General features: G+C 68.4%; 19 protein-coding genes. 7 read left to right on the plus strand and 12 right to left on the minus strand.

Going from position 1 to position 19,754, the window contains the following annotated elements; translation table 11 throughout:
* The gene (locus tag ACFVJ3_RS18320; protein WP_378453363.1) at positions 1-651 is read left to right on the plus strand and encodes a maleylpyruvate isomerase N-terminal domain-containing protein; all 651 of its coding nucleotides are present in this window, start codon (positions 1-3) and stop codon (positions 649-651) included.
* A gap of 3 nt (positions 652-654) precedes the next feature.
* On the opposite strand, the gene ACFVJ3_RS18325 is transcribed toward ACFVJ3_RS18320, so the two are convergent.
* From ACFVJ3_RS18325 to ACFVJ3_RS18345, 5 genes are all read right to left on the minus strand, one after another.
* A complete protein-coding gene (locus ACFVJ3_RS18325) occupies positions 655-996 on the minus strand; it encodes a hypothetical protein (protein ID WP_378453364.1) in 342 nt (113 codons plus the stop codon).
* Between the two features lie 153 nt (positions 997-1,149).
* Entirely contained in the window at positions 1,150-1,818 is a 669-nt protein-coding gene (locus tag ACFVJ3_RS18330) for an SDR family oxidoreductase (protein WP_378453365.1), read from the minus strand.
* 55 nt (positions 1,819-1,873) lie between these two features.
* Positions 1,874-2,284, minus strand: a complete 411-nt coding sequence (locus ACFVJ3_RS18335; protein ID WP_378453366.1) for a TIGR03668 family PPOX class F420-dependent oxidoreductase — start codon at positions 2,282-2,284, stop codon at positions 1,874-1,876.
* Entirely contained in the window at positions 2,284-2,865 is a 582-nt protein-coding gene (locus ACFVJ3_RS18340; RefSeq protein WP_378453367.1) for a hypothetical protein, read from the minus strand. Before ACFVJ3_RS18340 ends, ACFVJ3_RS18335 begins: the two co-directional genes overlap by 1 nt.
* A gap of 47 nt (positions 2,866-2,912) precedes the next feature.
* The gene (locus ACFVJ3_RS18345; protein WP_378453368.1) at positions 2,913-3,533 is read right to left on the minus strand and encodes a LysE/ArgO family amino acid transporter; all 621 of its coding nucleotides are present in this window, start codon (positions 3,531-3,533) and stop codon (positions 2,913-2,915) included.
* A gap of 72 nt (positions 3,534-3,605) precedes the next feature.
* Between ACFVJ3_RS18345 and ACFVJ3_RS18350 the strand changes: the two genes are divergently transcribed.
* Both ACFVJ3_RS18350 and ACFVJ3_RS18355 read left to right on the plus strand, forming a co-directional pair.
* On the plus strand, positions 3,606-4,481 hold the full coding sequence (locus ACFVJ3_RS18350; RefSeq protein ID WP_378453369.1) for a LysR family transcriptional regulator ArgP: 876 nt from the start codon (positions 3,606-3,608) through the stop codon (positions 4,479-4,481).
* A gap of 45 nt (positions 4,482-4,526) precedes the next feature.
* Positions 4,527-5,525 (plus strand): PHP domain-containing protein, encoded by a 999-nt coding sequence (locus tag ACFVJ3_RS18355; protein ID WP_378453451.1) that lies wholly within the window; start codon positions 4,527-4,529, stop codon positions 5,523-5,525.
* Positions 5,526-5,558: 33 nt separating this feature from the next.
* Here the strand turns inward: ACFVJ3_RS18355 and ACFVJ3_RS18360 are convergent, their stop codons facing one another.
* Entirely contained in the window at positions 5,559-7,481 is a 1,923-nt protein-coding gene (locus tag ACFVJ3_RS18360) for a BTAD domain-containing putative transcriptional regulator (RefSeq protein WP_378453370.1), read from the minus strand.
* An 82-nt stretch (positions 7,482-7,563) separates the two neighbouring features.
* Here ACFVJ3_RS18360 and ACFVJ3_RS18365 point away from each other — a divergent pair, with 82 nt between their 5' ends.
* Positions 7,564-8,442, plus strand: coding sequence for an alpha/beta fold hydrolase (locus tag ACFVJ3_RS18365; protein WP_378453371.1), 879 nt, complete (start codon positions 7,564-7,566; stop codon positions 8,440-8,442).
* A gap of 2 nt (positions 8,443-8,444) precedes the next feature.
* Here ACFVJ3_RS18365 and ACFVJ3_RS18370 read toward each other — a convergent pair whose 3' ends face one another.
* The gene (locus ACFVJ3_RS18370) at positions 8,445-9,254 is read right to left on the minus strand and encodes an MBL fold metallo-hydrolase (protein ID WP_378453372.1); all 810 of its coding nucleotides are present in this window, start codon (positions 9,252-9,254) and stop codon (positions 8,445-8,447) included.
* 41 nt (positions 9,255-9,295) lie between these two features.
* The gene (locus ACFVJ3_RS18375) at positions 9,296-10,063 is read right to left on the minus strand and encodes a thiazole synthase (protein ID WP_378453373.1); all 768 of its coding nucleotides are present in this window, start codon (positions 10,061-10,063) and stop codon (positions 9,296-9,298) included.
* 199 nt (positions 10,064-10,262) lie between these two features.
* On the opposite strand from ACFVJ3_RS18375, the gene ACFVJ3_RS18380 reads away from it, so the two are divergent.
* Positions 10,263-10,472: a hypothetical protein gene (locus tag ACFVJ3_RS18380; RefSeq protein WP_378453374.1), complete on the plus strand. Its 210-nt coding sequence runs from the start codon at positions 10,263-10,265 to the stop codon at positions 10,470-10,472.
* Positions 10,473-10,492: 20 nt separating this feature from the next.
* On the opposite strand, the gene ACFVJ3_RS18385 is transcribed toward ACFVJ3_RS18380, so the two are convergent.
* The 4 genes from ACFVJ3_RS18385 to ACFVJ3_RS18400 form a co-directional block, all read right to left on the minus strand.
* Positions 10,493-12,661, minus strand: coding sequence for a tetratricopeptide repeat protein (locus ACFVJ3_RS18385; protein ID WP_378453452.1), 2,169 nt, complete (start codon positions 12,659-12,661; stop codon positions 10,493-10,495).
* A gap of 38 nt (positions 12,662-12,699) precedes the next feature.
* Positions 12,700-13,710: a glutamate ABC transporter substrate-binding protein gene (locus ACFVJ3_RS18390; RefSeq protein WP_378453375.1), complete on the minus strand. Its 1,011-nt coding sequence runs from the start codon at positions 13,708-13,710 to the stop codon at positions 12,700-12,702.
* Positions 13,710-15,056: a hypothetical protein gene (locus ACFVJ3_RS18395; RefSeq protein WP_378453453.1), complete on the minus strand. Its 1,347-nt coding sequence runs from the start codon at positions 15,054-15,056 to the stop codon at positions 13,710-13,712. Before ACFVJ3_RS18395 ends, ACFVJ3_RS18390 begins: the two co-directional genes overlap by 1 nt.
* Before the next feature lie 141 nt (positions 15,057-15,197).
* Entirely contained in the window at positions 15,198-16,601 is a 1,404-nt protein-coding gene (locus ACFVJ3_RS18400; RefSeq protein WP_378453454.1) for an amino acid permease, read from the minus strand.
* Positions 16,602-17,248: 647 nt separating this feature from the next.
* Here ACFVJ3_RS18400 and ACFVJ3_RS18405 point away from each other — a divergent pair.
* Positions 17,249-18,796, plus strand: a complete 1,548-nt coding sequence (locus tag ACFVJ3_RS18405) for an amino acid permease (RefSeq protein ID WP_378453376.1) — start codon at positions 17,249-17,251, stop codon at positions 18,794-18,796.
* Positions 18,793-19,683 (plus strand): pyridoxal 5'-phosphate synthase lyase subunit PdxS, encoded by an 891-nt coding sequence (gene pdxS, locus ACFVJ3_RS18410; protein WP_378453377.1) that lies wholly within the window; start codon positions 18,793-18,795, stop codon positions 19,681-19,683. Before ACFVJ3_RS18405 ends, pdxS begins: the two co-directional genes overlap by 4 nt.
* Positions 19,684-19,754 lie beyond the last annotated feature (71 nt).

The raw sequence follows: 19,754 nt of genomic DNA on the forward strand, positions 1-19,754 counted from the left end.
ATGACGTCGCCGCGTGCCGCACTGTCGTATGCCGAACTGCTCGATGCGGTTGCCGCATCGCACCGGACGGTGGAGGCGACGCTGGAGGGGTTGACCGACGATCAGGCGCGGGAGCCGTCGTTGCTGCCGGGGTGGAGCCGGGGGCACGTCGTCACGCACCTGGCGAGGAACGCGGACGCGCTCAACCGGTTCGCCGTCGGGGTGATCACCGGCGAGGCCGCGCCCGAAATGTACCCGGGCGGTCCGGCCGCGCGGGCCGCGGCGATCGAGGAGGGGGCCGGACGTCCGGCCGAACTGCTGGTGGCCGATTTCCGCTTCGCGGGGCGGCGGGTGATCGAGTCGCTACGCCGGATCACCGAAGATCTGTACGAGACGCCGGTGAACTGGCGTCAGCGGGTGCCTGCGCGGCGGGTGCCGGTACTGCGGTGGCGCGAGCTCGAGATCCACCACCTCGACCTGGGTCTCGACTACTCGGCGGCCGACTGGCCGGAACTCTTCGTGGAGCACACGCTGGAGTCGGAGCTGCCCGAGCTGGCGGCCCGGCATCCGGATGTCGGGGTGCCGGAACTTCCGCGCACCGAACTGCTGGCGTGGGTTATCGGGCGCCCCACGCGGGAGGGTCTGCCGCCCGTGCCCGCGTGGCCGTTCTGATCGTCAGGCGTACTCGACGTTCTCGAACGTGTCGGCGTCGTCGAGCGCGTCCCAGATGATCGCGTAGCGCTTGTGGGTCATCTCGTCGGCATCGGCGAGCAGGGCGTCGAACAAGGACTTCGGGCTGTCCTGCCATGTCTGAACCAGGCCCGCGACCGCCTGCGGCGTGAACAGACCGGACCGCGCTGCCGCCTCGATCCACTCGTCGAAGTCGCCGCCGTGAATCCGCTCGACTGCTTCGCGATCGACCTCGCCGTCACCGAGATCGAGAGTGAACATCGTCGCGAAGACGTCGCCGTCGACCGCGACGACGGTGTCGCTGTGCATACGCTGGTCGGTGTTCATCGTGGGGATACCTCCTGGGAGTCAGCTCGTTGAACCTGACTCACGTTTGCGACCTCTGCTGATGAGAAGAACTGTAGGGCGACTAATTGTGAGCAGCTTAAAGCCTTTCTGTGAGATCAATCTGTGATGTATCTCACGCAGGTTTCTTCGCTGTCAGCGCACCCTCAGCACGACTTCTGTGGGGTGCGCATCACCCGGTGTCTCCACCGCGTTGCGCAGGGCTTTTGCGACGGTCGACGGCTGCAGATACTTCTCCGGCCGGTACTCGTCGCCCTCGCCGGCCACGATGGCGCGCTGCATATCGGTGTCGATCCGCCCGGGGTGAATTGACGTGACGCGCAGTAACGGCTCCTCGAGGCGTAGTGCGTCACCGAACGCCCGCAGGGCGAACTTGCTCGCCGCATACGACGCCCAGCCGGCGTTCGCGCGGAGCCCGGCACCCGAGTTGATCAGGACGACGTGCCCACCCGCGGCGCGGAGGGCGGGCAGCAGCAGCCGTGTCAGTTCGGCCACCGCGATCACGTTCGCCTCGAGCGTGTGCCGCCACTGTTCGACGGTCGACTCCCCGACGGTCGCGAGGTCGGCGACGCCGGCGTTGTGGACGAGCACGTCGAGCCGCTCGATCGGGGCACACGCAGCCGCCAGCGCGTCATAGTCCGTCAGCTCGACCGGCCAGGGCGTGGCGCCCGGCAGTTCGTCGAGGATGTCGGTCAGCGCCGCGGCCGACCGGGCGCCGAGCAGGAGGTCGTGGGTCGATGCGAGTTCGCGGGCGATGGCGGCTCCGAGGCCACGGCTCGCTCCGGTGATCAGGGCTGTGGGCATGCTGTCGAGGCTATCGCCCGTGAGTACTTGTTAACGTCCCGCGGTTAATAAGTACTCACGGGCCGAAGGCACTCCAGTGGTGCCACGTCAGGTCGTGGATCGCGATCACCGGACCGTCGGGGCGGCGGTCGACGTACTGCGGATACTTCGCGGCGAGAACGTCGATCGCGGCGCCGCCCTCCGGGGAGTCGGGGGCCAGCACCTCGGCCCGACCGTCGACCCGGACCCACCACAGGTGGTCCCAGTTCTCGTCGTAGTGGTCCACGAGCAGGGTGACCGCGGGATTGGCCGCGATGTTCGTCAGGCGCCGTAATACATTGCTGCGCTTCGGTTTGTGGTCGACGCAGGAATAGATCGTGTCGGAGTCGAGCGCGAAGACGAGCGGGACGAGGTGCGGCACACCGTCGGCCCCGACCGTGGCGAGCCGCGCGATGCGGGCGGCCGCGAATCGCGCGACGGCGTCCATCACGGTTCCATCAGGTAGTCGCCGCTCACCGGTTCGGGGAGGGCGGGAATACCCAACGGGCGCTTGAAGTATGCCCACGGGAACCACAATGTCCCGACCTTCTGCCAGCCGTCGGCCTCGAGTTTCTGGCGGCTCGCCAGCGCCGACACGCGGGTGTGCTCCCACCGTTCCTCGGACTTGTAGACGGTGTGGAACAGGGTGCCGAACCCGACGGAGTGCCAGCCGTACATGCCGGCGTGGTTGAGGATGCGCATCTCGTTGAACGCGGTCAGCGGGGTGAGCCGGCGGGTCCGGCCGTCGGAGTCGGTGTCGGGGGCGTCGCCGATCCGTTTGCCGAAGCGCTGTTGCGCCGCTTGCCGCGACATGCCGAGTGCGGCGCCGACCGTGTCCCAGCTGTGTCCGGCGGAGCGCGCGGCGGCGATCGAGGAGACCAGCAGTTCGTCGACCGACTCCCGTGCCTGCGAGGTGAGCCGGACGAGGGCCAGGTAGGCGGCGGGGTCGTGGTCCAGCCCCGGGTCGATCTCGGGGTCCGCCTTGGCGATCGCGTCCGACAGCAGTTGGGTGAGCGCGGCATCCGACATGTGTCAAGTATTGGTTGACAAGAGTCACATTGTCAACCAAATGTTGACTAGCTGGTGACGAGGGTGATGCCGAGGGTGAGCATCAGCGCGGCGATCCCGGCGTCGAGCACACGCCACGCGCCGGGGCGGGCGAACACACCGTGCAGGAACTGGGCGCCGTAGCCGAGCGCGAGGAACCAGACGACGCTCGAGGTGGCGGCGCCGAGGCCGAACAGCCACCGGCCCGAATCGCCCTGGTTGTTGGCCACCGAGCCGAGCATCAGCACAGTGTCGAGGTACACGTGCGGGTTGAGCCACGTGAGTGCGAGGCAGGTGAGGATCGACGTCGCGAGGGTCGCCGATCCGACGTCCGGTGTGGCGTCGAGCGTTCCGGGGCGAAGGGCGCGACGGGCGGCCAGCACCGCGTAGGAGACGAGGAATGCCGCTCCCGCCCAGCGGATCACGGTGATGGCAGCCGGTGCGTGCGCGAGTACGGCACCGATCCCGCTGATCCCGACGACGATGAGCACGGCGTCCGATACCGCGCACAGCACGACCACCGGCAGGACGTGCCTGCGCACGATCCCCTGTCGCAGGACGAACGCGTTCTGCGCGCCGATCGCGACGATCAGCGACAGGCCGGTACCGAAGCCGGCGGCCGCCGTGAACAAGGCAGGGGTGAGGTGCATGAGATCCACGCTACGAACCCCGCGACCATCAATCCAGCTAATTATCCTTCATTGCCATTACCATTGCTTCATATGGATCTGGACCTGGCTTCGCTCCGCACGTTCGCCACCGTCATCGACGAAGGCACCTTCGACGCCGCGGCCCGGGTACTGCACATCACGCCGTCCGCGGTGAGCCAACGGATCAAGGCACTCGAGCAGCAGGTGGGACGCGTCCTGGTGCAGCGGGCCAAGCCGGTCCGGGCCACCGAGTCCGGACACGTCGTGCTCACGCTCGCCCGCCAGATGGCCCACCTCGAGCGCGAGGCCATGTCGTCCCTCAATCCCGAGGAGGCGACGACGAGCACGCTGTCGCTGGTCGTCAACGCGGATTCGCTGTCCACGTGGATGATTCCGGCCCTCGCCCGCCTGGCCCCGGAGCATCGGGCGCTGTTCGATCTGCATCGGGAAGACGAATTCCACTCGACGACCCTGCTGCGGGAGGGCACGGTGATGGCCGCGGTGACGTCCGTTCCGGAGGCGGTGCAGGGCTGCACCGTGGAAAAGCTGGGGTCGATGCGGTACCGCGCGCTCTGCAGCAGCGACTACGCCGAACGCTGGCTCCCCGACGGCCCGACGGCGGACGCCCTCGCGGTGGCACCGATGCTCGACTTCGACCGCAAGGACGAACTGCAGTCCCGGTTCCTGCGCGGTTTCACGCGGCGCCGGCTCCAGCCGCCACGGCACTTCGTTCCCGGGTCTTCGGCGTTCTCCGACGCCGTCCGTCACGGACTGGGCTGGGGACTGCTGCCGGAATTACACACCGGCGACGACCACGGGCTCGTCGAACTCGACCCGTCCCGCCCGATCGACGTCCCGCTGTACTGGCAGCGGTGGAAGCTGGATTCGCCGATCCTCGCGGCGCTCACCACCGCGGTCCGGGACGGGGCACGCGAAGCGTTGCGGTGACGTCGGGGCGGGCGCAACACTGGAGTCATGGACGCCGACAGCCCGATGGACCCGGTGCAGGCCCTACGAGAGACAGCGTTCTGGCTCGAACGATCGCGTGCGGAGACGCATCGCGTGAAGGCGTACCGGCGCGCGGCCGACGTGGTGGCCGAACTGTCCGAGGAGCAGCGGGGCGTCCGCCAGCGCACCGACAGCTGGAAGGATCTGCCGGGCATCGGACCCAAGACAGCGATGGTGATCCGCGAGTCGCTCGACGGCGTGCCCGTCTATCTCGCGGAACTACGGGAGAACGCGGAGCCGATCGGCGGCGGTGCGCTGCGGGCGGCGTTGAAGGGCGACCTGCACACGCATTCGGACTGGTCGGACGGCGGCAGCCCCATCGACGAGATGATGCGCAGCGCGGCCGCTCTGGGTCACGAATACTGTGCTCTGACAGACCATTCCCCGCGTCTGACGGTCGCGAACGGGTTGTCGGCGGAGCGTCTGCGTTCTCAGCTGGAGGTGATCGCCGAGCTGAACGAGGAACTGGCACCGTTCCGCATCCTCACCGGTATCGAGGTCGACATCCTCGACGACGGTTCACTCGACCAGGATCCGGACCTTCTCGACGAACTGGACATCGTCGTCGCCAGCGTGCACTCCAAGTTGCGGGCAGAGCGCGGGGCGATGACCCGCCGGATGGTCCGGGCGGTGGAGAATCCGCTGGTGGACGTGCTGGGACACTGCACGGGCCGCCTCGTCGAAGGCGGGCGCGGGACCAGGCCGGAGTCGACGTTCGACGCGGAGCAGGTGTTCACCGCCTGCCGCGACAACGGCACCGCCGTCGAGATCAACAGCCGTCCCGAACGCCGCGACCCCCCGAGCCGTCTCATCGATCTGGCCATGGACGTGGGGTGCCTGTTCTCGATCGACACCGACGCGCACGCTCCCGGGCAACTCGCCTGGCAGGGGTACGGATGCGAGCGGGCGATGCGGTGCGGCGTCGAGGCCGACCGCGTCGTGAACACGTGGTCCGCCGACGACCTGCTGGAGTGGGCAAAGTGATGCTCGTGCGTGGCTGACGAGTGCAGGGACTCGTCAACCGCGCACGGGCCGAAGGCCCACCGTGAGCATCCCGCTGCCCGCCCCCGCTATTTCCCCTGCCGCAGGCGCCAATTCGGCTCGGGCCCGTTCCGTCAGCCGGTGGTCGCCGACGGCGGCCGCGGCGTGGGCGATCAGGCACCACAGCGCCTCGAGGAGGAGATCGCGCGGCGGTTCGGGTGCCCGGCGCAGGGCGGCCGCCGCCTCGTCCGGGCGACCGTCCGCCAGCAGGAGGTGGGGCCGCGCCCACGGTTCGTACGGTCCCCAGTCGGTGTCGGCGCCGAATGTCGCCGGCCGGCCCCGCGACACCCGCAGGCACAGCAGCGCCAGCGGGAGGATTCCGCGTTCGAGCCCGGGCATCCCGCTGTCGGTGAGTAGCTTCGCCGCCGAGCGGTAGCCGTCCTCGGCGTCCGCGTCGGACGCACCTGTCGCCGCAGCGCGCATCGCCCGATACCAGGTGGTGAACACGGCCACCAGTGGTCGCTCGTGCCGTGCGGCCAGGACATCCGCTGCGGCGGCGTGCTCGTCGGCGCCGGCGAAGTCCCCGAGCGCCCCGAGCGCCTGAAGGCGAACGAGATGTCCGAGCACCTCGAAGTTCACGAACCCGTGCCGTGCCGAGAGCGCGATCAGTTCCCGGCCGATCGCGTCCCGCTCGGGGGCGAGGCCCGAGCGGTAGAAGGTGTGCATGAAGACACCGTTCAGCGCGGACGCGAGCAACGCCGGATCGTCGAGCGTGCGGGCGATCTCCTCGGACTCCCGGGCGGCCCGCAACCCGCGGTCGCCGCGGGTTCCGCGGGATTCCAGTGCGATCGTGGCCAGCAGCCGGGCCCGGGCGGTGTCGTGGTCACCGGGGGGAAGCTGCGCGAGGACGCGTTCGGCCGCCGCGACGACGAGGGCGGCCTGCGCCGGGTCGTCGGAGCGGGTCCAGATGCCCGGGACGTCGTAGTTCCCGATCACGCGGGCGGTGAGCTCGGGGTCGCCCAGTTGTTCGGCCGCGGCGATCGTCGCGAGCCGTTGCTCCCGAGCCGCCACGAGACCGCTGCCGCCGGTCACGGCGAGGCTGCGCAGCAACCCGACCGTCGACTCGAGTCTGGCCCGGGCACCGGACGCCACGGTGCGGTCGTAGGCGGCGGCGGCCCGCTCCCACATCCGGCCGGGGTCGAGTTCGAGCCGGTCGTCGCGGCGCAGGATGTCGGTCTCGAGGGCCGTCAGCTGTGCGCTCGGGTCGATCCCCAGTTCCTCGGCGAGAAGCTCACGCGCCCGGCGCAACACGGCCAGCGCATCACCCTGACGGCCGGACCGGTAGAGGGCGAGAGCCAGCAGCCGCCACGCCCCTTCCCGCCAAGGATGTTCGGCCACATGGGCGTCGAGATCCGGCACGGCCTCGGCGGCGAGCCCGAGGGCCACCCGGGCCTCCGCCTGCCGCTCCACCGCGGACAGTCGCAGTTCCTCGAGACGTGCCCGTTCGGCGCGAGCCCACGACTCCTCGGCGAACTCCGCGTACGCCGGGCCGCGCCACCACTTCAGCGATTCCTCCAGCAGATCGATCGCCTGCCTCGGAGCGGCCGTCGCCGCCGCCGCGACCGCGTGCTCGAACCGCCACGCGTCCACGGATTCCGGGTCGACGCGCAGCGCGTATCCGGGACCGTCGGTGACGAGCAGTTTCGCGGCGGTACGGGCTGTGCGCTGCGGTTCGAGTGCGCGCCGCAGCGCCGAGACGAACGTGCGGACCGCGCCCTTGGCCCCGGCGGGTGGGTCGACCCAGAGGTCGTCGACGACGACGCTCACCGGGACGACCCGTCCCCGGGCGACGATCAGGCGGGCGAGCACCGCCCGATGACGCGGACCCTTCAGATCGACGGGATCGCCCGCCCCGTCCCACGCGACCACCGGCCCGAGCACACCGTACGTAGGAGTCACTCCGCCACGGTATAGCGCTCATCGGATGCTCATCGACCGCCCCGAGACTGGACGAGAGCAGCCCCACCTCGAAGGACCACCCGTGACCCCTGTCATTCCCGGATTCGACTACCAGCGCGTGACCGTCGCCGACGACGTGGAACTACACGTCGCGGTGGGCGGTTCCGGCAGCCCGATCGTCCTGCTGCACGGCTTCCCCCAGACCCACCTCATGTGGCGGCACGTCGCCGCCGAGCTGGCTGCCGGCCACACCGTCATCTGCCCGGACCTGCGCGGTTACGGCGCGAGCGACAAGCCGGTCGAGACGGACGGCGCCGTCTATTCGAAACGGACGATGGCCGCCGACGTCGTCGCACTCGCGAAGGCACTAGGCCACGAGCGGTTCGCCCTGGCCGGGCACGACCGCGGCGCGCTGGTCGCCATCCGCGCCGGCCTCGATCACCCCGGGGCGATCACGCATCTCGCGTCGCTCGACGTGCTGCCGACGCTGGACATGTGGGACATCCTGCACGGAGCGGACGCCGCGGTCGCGTTCCACCTGTACCTGATGGCGCAGCCGCCCGGGCTGCCGGAACAGATGATCGGTGCGAGCGCCGACGCCTTCTTCGGCCACTTCCTCGACGTCTGGACCCGCAACCCCGACGCGATCCCTGCCGACGTGCGCGCCGAGTACCTCCGGGCGTCCCGTGAGGCCGTGCCGTCCATCGTCGCCGACTACCGGGCGTCCGCGGGCATCGACGTCGAACACGACCGGGCGGACCGGGCGGCCGGAAACCACCTGCAGATGCCCGTCACCGTCGTCCAGCAGGACTGGGGCAGCGTGCTCGGTTACGACGCCGCCGGCCTCTGGCGGGCCTGGGCCCCCGACCTCGTGCACGACACCCTCACCGCAGGGCATTTCATGGCCGAGGAAGCACCCGGGGAGATCGTCGACGCGCTGCGCGCCCTCGTGATGAGGTAGCGCTAGCCCCGCTCACCGGCCAGTTCCTCGAACAGGGTCGGGTCGTGGGCGGAGAAGACGCGCACCCGTGGCGCCACCTGATTGTTCAGTTCCCGGAGCCGAGAATGATTGCCGCGGATCTTCGAACGGTCCACCGCGATCAGCTCTTCCATCACCCGCAGGGCGCGACCCTCGGTTCCCGGCGACACCTGTCCGGGGGCGGCGACGGTGCTGCGGTGGTAGAACGCGTCGCCCGCGTGCAGCAGCCAGCCCTTCTCGCCGGTGTCGACGGCCACCGCCGCGTGACCGCGGGTGTGGCCGGGCATCGGGACGAGGACGATGCGGTCGCCGACGCCGGCGATCGGGTAGGTGTCGGAGAAACCGAGCACGGATTCGCCCGGCCCCGAGTAGGTGTGCAGCGTGGGTACCGGGGTGAGCTGGGCGGGACGGTACCGGACCTTCTCCCGGAACGACGAACGCCCTTCCGACGCAGTTCGTTCCGCCGCAGTGGTGTGCAGGGTGGCGTTCGGGAAGTCGGCGACACCGCCGATGTGGTCGAAGTCGAGGTGGGTCGCCACGATGTGGGTCACGTCCGCAGGATTGAGGCCCAGCTTCTCGAGCCGGCGGACCGCCGTCTCCGACTCCCGGAACCGGGCGCCCGTCAGGTTCGCGAACCGGCCGACGCGTCCGGTGGGGTCGGCGACATCCGCCAGCCCGAAGCCGGAGTCGACGAGCACGATGCCCGCGTCGGTTTCACACGCCAGCACGTGGCACACCAACCGTCCGATGAGCGCCGAGGAGAACGAGCCGCAATTGAGGTGGTGTACCCGCATGGGCGTTCACGCTAGCCGAGTCGACGTTCGCCGACGCCCGATTACACCGCGACCGGAGACGACGCCTGCGCCCAGAACCGTTTCGGTATTCGCCCGGCATTCCGGGCGCGGCGCCCGGCCGCGACTGCTCCGGCCATCGCCGCGGCCATCAGCGGAGGGTCCGAAGCCCTCGTCACTGCCGAGGCGAGCAGCACGGCGTCGCAGCCGAGTTCCATCGCCAGCGCCGCATCGCTCGCGGTGCCGATCCCGGCGTCGAGAATGACCGGGACGTCGGTGCGCGCGACGATCATCTCGATGTTGCGGGGGTTGGAGATGCCGAGCCCGGTGCCGATCGGCGACCCGAGCGGCATCACGGCGGCGCACCCGGCATCGACCAGGCGCTGTGCGAGCACGGGGTCGTCGTTGGTGTACGGCAGCACGACGAATCCGTCGTCCACGAGTTGTTCTGCTGCCGCGACGAGTTCGATCCCGTCGGGCAGGAGCGTGCGCTCGTCGGCGATCACTTCGAGCTTTACCCAGTCGGTGCCCAGGGCCTCGCGGGCCAGGCGCGCAGTCAGCACGGCCTCCGTGGCGCCTCGGCAGCCGGCGGTGTTCGGCAACAACGCGATGCCCAGTCGATCCAGCAGTTCGAGCAGCCCGGTTCTTCCTGCGGCGTCCACTCGGCGCATTGCCACCGTCGTCAGTTCGGTGCCCGAGGCGACGAGTGCGTCTTCCAGTACCGAGAGGTTGGCCGCACCGCCCGTGCCCATGACGAGTCGGGACGAGAAGTCCCGGCCCGCGATCGTGAGTGCGTCGGTGTGAATGCGCATGGGTACCTCCGGTCGAGATTTCAGCGAGCACTCGAACCCTACGATCGAATCGTCTCCGACGTCAGAACCACTTGTGCGCTACGTCATAGGTCCAGATTGGACCCCTGACTCGCTGTCTTTCTGGATCTTCTGGACCCGTACCAGACGGCCCAGAGTTGTGCGAGGAGCCGAACACCACGTCGTCACGATCGGAGTAGAGATGAACACCATGGTCGCGCGCAGAAACCGCACCGCGAGGTGGAGGGAGGAGGAGCGCCTGGCAACGGAACTGGAGGACGCTCGGCGCCGCATCATCGAACTCATGGGCCAGCTGGCCGAAACGGTCCGCAGCCGTGATGCTTTGAGCGACCGTATGCAGGTGATGGCGTGGAATGCCCGGTGGGGCCGCGAGCACCTCGGCCTGTTGTGACAGGAGTTTCGGAACTCACATCACAGCCACGTGGTCGGGCGGATCAGGTTGGCGAGATCCACCAGCGTGTACCGATGCCGGCGCTCGGGTGCCTTCCGGGCCAGGGCCCGGAGCGCCGACTCCGCCCCGGTGCGCAGACCGCGTTCGGTGAACGGCACGCTGAGGATCCTCGTCGTCTCGGGGACGCCGCCGGCGTGCAGCCAGTCCACGGCCACGCCGAGGACGAGTACGCGCGTCTGGAGTGCGCGTCGCTCGTCGTGGGCGAGCAGTTCGACTCGCCGGGCCGCCTCCTGCAGATCCCGTTCACTCACCTCGGCGAGCGGCCGATCGTGGACGAGCATCAGCACACTCGTCAACCGGGCCTCGGCATAGTGCCGTGATGTCGGGGGAACCTCGTCGAGTGCCTCCACCGCGGCCGCCCGGTCGTCGCGGTGCTCGAGTTGCCGCGACAGTCCGAACGCCGCACTGACCGCGCCGTGATCCGTGCGCCACACTGTGCAGTAGTACTTTTCGGCGGTCCGGCGCCACCGCCCGACGTCCTCGCCGGAGCGGTATTCGCACCACATCTCGGCCGTCGCCGCGAGGGCGAGCTTCGGGGCTTCCTCGCCCGGTAGCGCGGTCAGGACGGAATCGAATCGGGCGAAGGCCCCCTCGAAGTCGCCGCCCACCAGCGCACACAGTCCCGTGTGCCAGTCGACGCGCCACGTATCCTCACGTTGGTGGTCGAGGGATTCGAGAATGGTGGCGGCATCACGGGGCTGCCCGAGATCGAGGTGCGCGCGTACCTCGGCGAGCGGGATCTCGATGCTCGTCGACGCCACACCGTCGTCCGCCGCCTCCTTCGCCCTGTGCAGTGAATCGAGGAGCTCCCTCGGTCTGCTGTGCACGACGGAGAGCAGCGGGGCCGCCGGATCGTCGGGGTCCACCAACGGAATCGGCAGTGCCCGCACGATACTCATCGCACTGATGCACTCGTCGCGACGGTGCCCGTCGACGTAGACGTCGGTGCGACTGATCGTGAGGTCGGTCCCGAACGTCGTGCGCTGCGGACTGAACCGGTGGGACAATCCCGGATGTGGGCTTCCGGTCTGCTGGGCCCGCACCTCGCGCAGCACGCCGTCGAGTTGCGTCGACATCTCCTCGGCCGAGTTGAAGCGCCGGGCCGGATCGGGGTGGATGGACCGGAGCAGCAGCCGGTGGTAGAACTCGTACTCCGCCAGCAGCGGCGCCTCCTCGGGTGTCGGCAGGCCGTCGACGTAACAGCCCCCGGCGGTGGGCATGTCGAGGGTCAGCACGGCGAGCGTGCGCCCCACGGTGTAGATGTCGGAGGCGATCGTGGGACCGGTGGTGGCGATCTCGGGGGCTTGGTAACCCTGTGTGCCGTAGATGTATCCGTGGTCCCCGATCCTGGCGACCGCGCCCATGTCGATGAGCTTGAGCTGGTCGTAGTCGTCGCCGATCATGATGTTCTCGGGTTTGAGGTCGTTGTACACCAACCCCATCGAGTGCAGGTATCCGAGCGCGGGCGTGACCTCGAGGAGGTAGCGGATGGCGTGCTCCACCTGCAGCATCGGCTTCGGTTCGTCGGGCCCGGCGTCCTCCTTCAGTTCGGTGAGCAGGTCGCGGAGGGTTCTGCCCCGGACGTACTCCATGACGATGTAGCCGACGGGATTGCCGTCCATCCCGGGGTGTTCGACGAAGTTGTAGATCTTGACGATGCTCGGATGCGTCACCTCGGCGAGGAACCGGCGCTCGGCGAGAGCCACCTCCTGGGCCACGGGGTCGCCCGAGTGCAGCAGGCCCTTGAGGACCACCCAGCGGTCGCTGACGTTGTGGTCGAGCGCGAGGTAGATCCAGCCGACGCCGCCGTGGGCGAGGCACCCCAGGACCTCGTACTGACCCGCGACCAGTTCGCCCGCCTCGAGTTGCGGGGCGAACGAGAAGACGGTGCCGCAGTGGGTGCAGACCCCCTCCGTGTCTCCCGGCCGCGCGGCGGTGGAACGCCCGACGGGGCGCTTGCAGCGGTCGCAGTAGCGTTTGTTCTCCGCCAGAACGGGATTGGTCAGGAGCTTCGACAGGTCGGAGGTGTGGACGGCGTCCGGCACCGTACGTGACGACGGGACGTCGTCCTCTTCGTCGTCCGCGAACGGATCGAACCGCACACCCCTGGTGGATTGCGGGTCGTCCATCGGTGTTCGCCCGGTTTCGTCGCTCACTCGGTGTCACCTCAGTCCCGGTAGGTAGGGGCGGGTGGTCCGGCGGCAGGGCCGAGAACCGTCAGCCAGTTGTCGTAGATCCTCGTCCAGGTTCCGTCCGCACGCATCCGATCCAGCGTGCCGTTCACGAAGCGCACCAGATCGTCATTGTTCTTGTTGACCCCGATGCCGTACGGCTCCGACTCGAGCGGCGGGCCGACGATCTCCAGGTTCGGATCCTGGGCGGCGAGCCCGGCGAGGATGGAGTCGTCGGTGCTCGCGGCGTCCGCCTGCCGCTGCTGGAGGACCACGAGGCAGTCGTCCCAGTCGGGTACCGCCACGATCGTGGCCTCGGGCTGCACTCGGCGAACGGTGTCCAGTGAGGTGGTGTCGCCGACGGAGCAGACGCGCTTGCCCGCCAAATCTTCCGGGCCGGAGATACCGGATCCCTTCGGCACCAGCAGCCGTTGATAGGCCTGGAAGTACACGGTGGAGAAGGCGACACGCTCGGACCGTTCACACGTGATCGACGTGCTCTTGACCACGAGATCCACGTCCTCGTTCTCGAGGGCGTCGAAGCGGTCACCGGACGTGAGCAGTCGGAATTCGACCCTGGAGGGGTCGCCGAACAGGTCCCGCGCCATCTCCCCCGCAACGTCGACGTCGAACCCCATCAGCATGCCGGTGGTCGGATCCCGGAAACTGAAGAGGTTGGTGTTCTGATCGATTCCGACGACGAGGCGGCCGCGGGCGGTGATCGCGGCCAGCGAGCTCCCCGGCGCCCTTACGTCCGGTGTGGCGGCGGGGCGGAGACTGGCGAGCGCGCCGCAGGAGCCGGGTGCGGGTGGCTCCTCGGGCACGTCGCCGGTGGGCAGAAGGATCTCGGCCCCACTCGTCAACGGCACTTCCGAGTAGTCGCCGCGGACGGTGGGAGTGAGGGGCTGCGGGGTGGCGCATCCGGCCGCGAGGACGGCGACCACGGCAGCGGAGAAAAGGAGGGCGCGCGGGCGCGTCCGCCGTCTCGGTCGAATCACCCGCGTCATCAGTGGTACTCGTTCAGTCTGGGCCAGATCCCCCCACCGACGGCGAACCCGCAGAGCACGCCGATCACCATGCTACCCACCGCGAGCAGCGACAACGAGCGATATGCGTCGGCCATCCCGTCGAGTTCCTCGCTGCGGAACCGGTCGATGCCGTCCTGCAACGACTTGTCGAGCGCTGCGAAGGTGGCGGGAGACGCCGAGTCCGCGGGGCCGATCGCGATGGCCGTCGCCCCCGGGTAGTCCCCCACGTCGAGCTTCTCCTGCAGCATGATGTGCGCGCGCCGCCAGTCGCCGAGTGCGGTCACGGCGGCATCGATCGGCGGTGTCGTCGCCGGACCGTGATCGCCGTCCTGCAGCCCCCCGAGGATGTCGGCGAGTTCGGCCGACCGCCGGGCGTAGTCGGCCTCGGACTCTTCGTCGGAGCCGCGCTGCAGCAACGCGAGGGTCTCATCCGCCCGGGCCTGCTGGGCGAGGATCCGCGCCTGAGTGATCGTGCCGAGTGGTTGCGCCCCTTCGGTTCTCGCCCGGTCCGTGGCCGCGGTGGAGACCAGGGTGGCGGCGGCCAGCCAGATCAGGAGGGTAGCGGCGAGGAGGGAGGCGAGGACGAGGCCGGGATTGACGCGACGTTTGCTCTTGCGCGCCAGGTACACCTGCGCGAGGACGAGCGCGACGAGCAGGGCGACGGCGACGGCGAACGCGGCTCTCGGGAGCCGCCCGGTGAGGACCTGGGTGTCGGCGACGGACCTCGACTGCTCCGAGTAGAGACTCTCGGCTGCGGGCAGGATCGTGTCCTGCATCATCGAGGAGGCGTCGCTGAGATAGGCGACGCCGACCGGGTTGCCCGACCGATTGTTGGCGCGGGCCGTGGCGATCAGGCTGGTGTAGTCGGCGAGGTTCCGCGACACCTCGGACAGCAGCGCGAGGGCCGCGGCGTCTGTCGAGGCGACGCCGTTCGACGCGGTGACCAGCGCGTTCGACGCGTCCCCGATCGCCTGGTTGTACCGATTACGGACGGCGATCGGCTCGACACCGCCCGAGATGAAGGACGTGGCGGCCGCGGCGTCGGCGATGGACAGCGAACTGTAGAGCCGTTCGGCCGCGTAGGTGAGGGGTTCGGTGTGCGTCCGCAGGGTCTCGATCCGCTGTTGCCGGGCGCCGATCGCCGCCGAGGTGATCGCCCCGGTCGCGAGCGCGGCGGTCACGAGGGCGATCCCCAGCACGGACAGTCGTCCCGGGGTCGAGACGAGGAATTCCCGCCACGGCCGGCTTCGGGATTCGGGCTCGACGAGCAGGGACTCGTCCAGCGAGTGTTCTTCGGTGACGGCATCGTCTCCGCGGTGGAACACGGTGTCCTCCTCCGCCGAGGTCTTCTGCAAGTGTGCCCCGATTCCCGGCGGGTCGTGCCGGAAAAGCCGATGTCGCATCGGGACCACACAGAAGGACAGGGACCGCTGGTGCGGTCCCTGTCCTTTGGTACGGCGGATGCGTCAGGGCTGCTCGCGGGTGACCACTCCGACGAGTTGTTCCGCGTCGGATCCGTCGGCGGGCGAGGCTGCGGGCGGGGTGACGGTGTCGAGGCGTTCGGCGCTGGTCCGACTGCGTCGGCGCACCTCGTACCCGATCAGGATGAAGGCCAGAGTCACCACACTCAGCCAGAACTGCGAACGGGTGGTGGGGAGTACGGCCATGGCGGCGATCACGGCTCCCATCAGGGCGATGGTCGCGTAGCTGAGCCAGGGGAACAGCCACATCTTCAGGCTGAGGGCCTCGGGATCTCGCGCCTCCAGTTTCCTGCGGAGCGCGACCTGGGAGATCGCGATCATGAGGTAGACGAAGAGCGCCACGGCGCCGTACGAGTTGACCAGGAACGAGAACACGAGATCCGGGGAGACGAACGCCGCGATCACCGACGCGTAGCCGATCACCGTTCCGGCGAGGATCGCCCGCCGCGGTACGCCACCGCCGGACAGGCGGGTGAACATGTGCGGGGCGTCGCCGTTGCGGGTGAGCGCGAAGAGCATCCGCGAGGAGGTGTACAGCGCCGAGTTCAGGCAGGACAGCACCGCGGTGAGGATGACGACGTTCATGATCGTGGCGACACCGGGAATGTGCAGGGCGGAGAGGGCTGCCGCGTAGGGGCTGACTCCGACGGCCTCCGTACTCCACGGCACGATTGCGACGACCACGAAGATGGAACCGACGTAGAAGGTGATGATCCGGACCACGATGGAGCGCATCGCCCGGGCGACCGCTTTCTTGGGTTCCGCGGACTCGGCGGCCGCGATGGTCACGATCTCGGCACCGGTGAAGAAGGCCACGCAGGGGACGACCGCGGCGAGCACCGCGCCCCAGCCGAGCGGAGCGAATCCGCCGTGGCTGACGAGATTCGCCACTCCGGGGGTCGAGTCCGGCCACAGTCCGGTGATCCACAGTGCGCCCAACCCGAGGAAGAGGACGATCGCGATCACCTTGATCGACGAGAACCAGTACTCGAATTCGCCGAATGAACGTGCCGAAACGAGATTGGTGCAGGTCAGGATCACGAGAAGGCCGAGGCTGAGGATCCACAGCGGCGCGGACGGGAGGTAGAGCTGGAGTATTCGGCCGCCGGCGATGGCTTCGACGGCGACGACGATGACGAAGAAGTACCAGTACATCCAGCCGACCGAGAAGCCGGCGCGATTGCCGAGCGCTTCCCTGGCGTATACGTAGAACGATCCGACCACCGGCCTGGCCACCGCCATCTCTGCCAGCATCCGCATGATCAGGAGGGTGATGACCCCGGCGATGAGAAACGACACGATCGCCGCCGGGCCTGCGCTCTCGATGACGACGCCGCTGCCGACGAACAATCCGGCACCGATCACGCCGCCCAGGGCGATGAGGTTCATGTGCCGTTTCTTCAGGCCCTTTCCGAGGCCGGTGTCCTCGGATTGAACCGGGGGTGGTGTTGAAGTCACGTTTTCCTCCACTGTGCGCTGACCGGAATCGTCAGGTCGCCATCGCGATCCGGGGTCGGATCGTCGGGCGGTTGGAACGGAGAACAGTGCCGGCGGAGATACGGGAGACGATCCACCGCGAACTGAACTGTTGATGTGATGCACAACACTGTATGGAGGGTCCGGTGGGCAGCACAGTGCCAGTTCGACGGCACGTCTGAGGACCAGTTCGTTACCACTGGTCACAGGGTAGGGGTGCTCGCACGGCCGCGAAGGTGCGCAGCAGGGCCGGGGGATCCAGATGTGCCGCGAAACCGCGCCGCCGGCGTGTGCGGACGTCGCCCTTCTGGGGAATTTCGCCGTCATCCCAGTTCAGAGGGCATTCTCGGCCGGCGATTCCGCTGTCGAACTGGCCCCTTCGCTTGCGAGGTAACTGGCTCTGGGCGAGCTCCGGGACCAGTCGTAGTGTGAGGTGAACACTCGAATAAGTGATGTGGATCACACACGATTGGGTTGCTGAACCGGTGGGTGTCCGCATCGACGTACGACCGACGAGGTCGTGTCAGGTGAGGGCCCCGGCAGCGCCTTCTGGAGGAAATGTGGACAGTACCGTTCCCGGACACACCGACAGTTCAGGCCTGGGTAAGGGCCTGAAACGCAGGCACATGAATCTCATCGCCCTGGGCGGGGTGATCGGCGCCGGTCTCTTCGTGGGCAGCGGTGTCGTCATCGGCGGCGCCGGTCCCGGCGCGATCATCTCCTTCCTCATCGCGGGCATCATCACGTTGCTGATCATGCGGATGCTGGCCGAGATGGCGGTGGCCAGGCCGGTGGTCGGATCGTTCTACGTCTACGCCCGCCAGGCTTTGGGGCGCCGCGCCGGCTTCGCGACGGGGTGGATGTACTGGTACTTCTTCGTCATCGTGGTCGCGGTCGAGGCCATCGCCGGTGGCCGGATCCTGCAACTATGGCTGCCGATGATCCCGCTGTGGCTCCTGAGCCTGGGGCTGATGCTCCTGCTGACGGCCACCAACATGGTGTCCGCCCGCTCCTACGGCGAGTTCGAGTACTGGTTCTCGTCGATCAAGGTCGTGGCGATCGTTCTGTTTCTCGGGATGGGCGCCCTCTGGATCACCGGGCTGTGGCCCGATTCGACGCCCGGACTCGGCAACCTCGTGAACCACGGTGGATTCACCCCGCTCGGCTGGGGCGCGGTGCTCGCGGCGGTCGTCCCCTGCGTCGCCTTCTACACGGGCGCCGAGATCGTGACGATCGCCGCTGCCGAGTCGGAGGAGCCGAAGCGTGCTGTCGCCCATGCCATGCGGTCGATCGTGGTGCGGATCGTGACGTTCTACGTCGGTTCGATTCTCGTGGTCGTCACGATCCAACCGTGGAACACCGAGAGCGTGGGTGTGAGCCCGTACGCCGCGGTGCTCGAGGTCCTGGGAATTCCCGGTGTCGCGACGATCATGAACTTCATCGTCCTCACGGCGGTCCTCTCCTGCCTGAACTCGGCGCTGTACACCACGTCCCGAATGTTGTTCGCGCTCACCCGCAACGGCGACGCCCCGAAGTTCTTCACGACACTGTCCCGCAACGGCGTGCCGCGCCGTGCGATCCTGCTCGGCACCACCGTCGGATACGTGTCCGTCGCCTGCACCTACGTGTGGGGCGACGTCGTCTTCGGATTCCTCGTCAACTCGTACGGCGCCGTCGCGCTCTTCGTGTACCTCCTGATCGCCATCTCCCAGGTGGTGCTCCGACGTCGACTCGAGCGCGAAGACCCCGCCGCACTGCAACTGCGGATGTGGTTGTTCCCGTGGCTCAGCTACGCCACCATCGCCCTGATGGCCACCGTCATCCTCGCGATGGCGTTCCTGCCGACCACCCGCTCCCAGTTCCTCATGAGCGGTCTGACGTTGATCGTCATCCTGATCAGCTACGAGGTTCGGAAGTTGCTCGGCAAGGGCGGTCGCGACGACGAAGCACTGTCCGGTGCTCCCCCGATCGGTTCCGCGGACGAGTCGGTCGCGGAGGCCGAGAAACGCATCGAGTCCGTGGAGACGCTCGGCGGCTCGGACATCGAACTGCTGGCCGCGGCGCAACGGAAGCCGAATACCCATCGTCACCAGAGGAGACAGTCGTGAACAATTCCGCCGTCGGTACGGCACGCGTCAAGCGTGGCATGGCCGAGATGTTGAAGGGCGGGGTCATCATGGACGTCGTCACCCCCGACCAGGCGAAGATCGCCGAGGACGCCGGTGCGGTCGCGGTGATGGCGCTCGAGCGGGTGCCCGCGGACATCCGCGCGCAGGGTGGGGTGTCCCGGATGAGCGATCCGGACATGATCGACGGCATCATCTCCGCCGTCTCCATCCCGGTGATGGCCAAGGCCCGGATCGGGCACTTCGTGGAGGCGCAGATCCTGCAGTCCCTCGGTGTCGACTACATCGACGAGTCCGAGGTCCTCACCCCCGCCGACTACGCGAACCACATCGACAAGTGGAAGTTCACCATCCCGTTCGTCTGTGGTGCGACCAACCTCGGTGAGGCACTGCGCCGGATCACCGAGGGTGCGGCGATGATCCGGTCCAAGGGTGAGGCCGGCACCGGCGACGTGTCCAATGCGACCACGCACATGCGGACGATCGGTGGGGAGATCCGCCGGTTGACGTCGCTGAGCGAGGACGAGCTGTATGTGGCGGCGAAGGAGCTGCAGGCCCCGTACGACCTGGTCGTCGAGGTCGCCAAGGCCGGGAAGTTGCCGGTCACGATGTTCACCGCCGGTGGCATCGCGACCCCGGCGGATGCGGCGATGATGATGCAGCTCGGTGCGGAGGGTGTGTTCGTCGGGTCGGGGATCTTCAAGTCCGGTAACCCGGCGGAGCGGGCCGCGGCGATCGTGAAGGCGACCACGTTCTTCGACGACCCGGACGTGCTGGCGAAGGTGTCCCGCGGTCTGGGTGAGGCGATGGTCGGGATCAACGTCGACGACATCCCCGTCCCGCACCGGCTCGCCGAACGCGGCTGGTGACGTTCTGAACCCTGCTCCTCCGAAACCACTGTGGGCCGGTTCCGCTGTCGTGCAGCAGAACCGGCCCACAG

The organism is Rhodococcus sp. NPDC127593, assembly GCF_042671975.1.
GTDB lineage: Bacteria > Actinomycetota > Actinomycetes > Mycobacteriales > Mycobacteriaceae > Rhodococcus_F.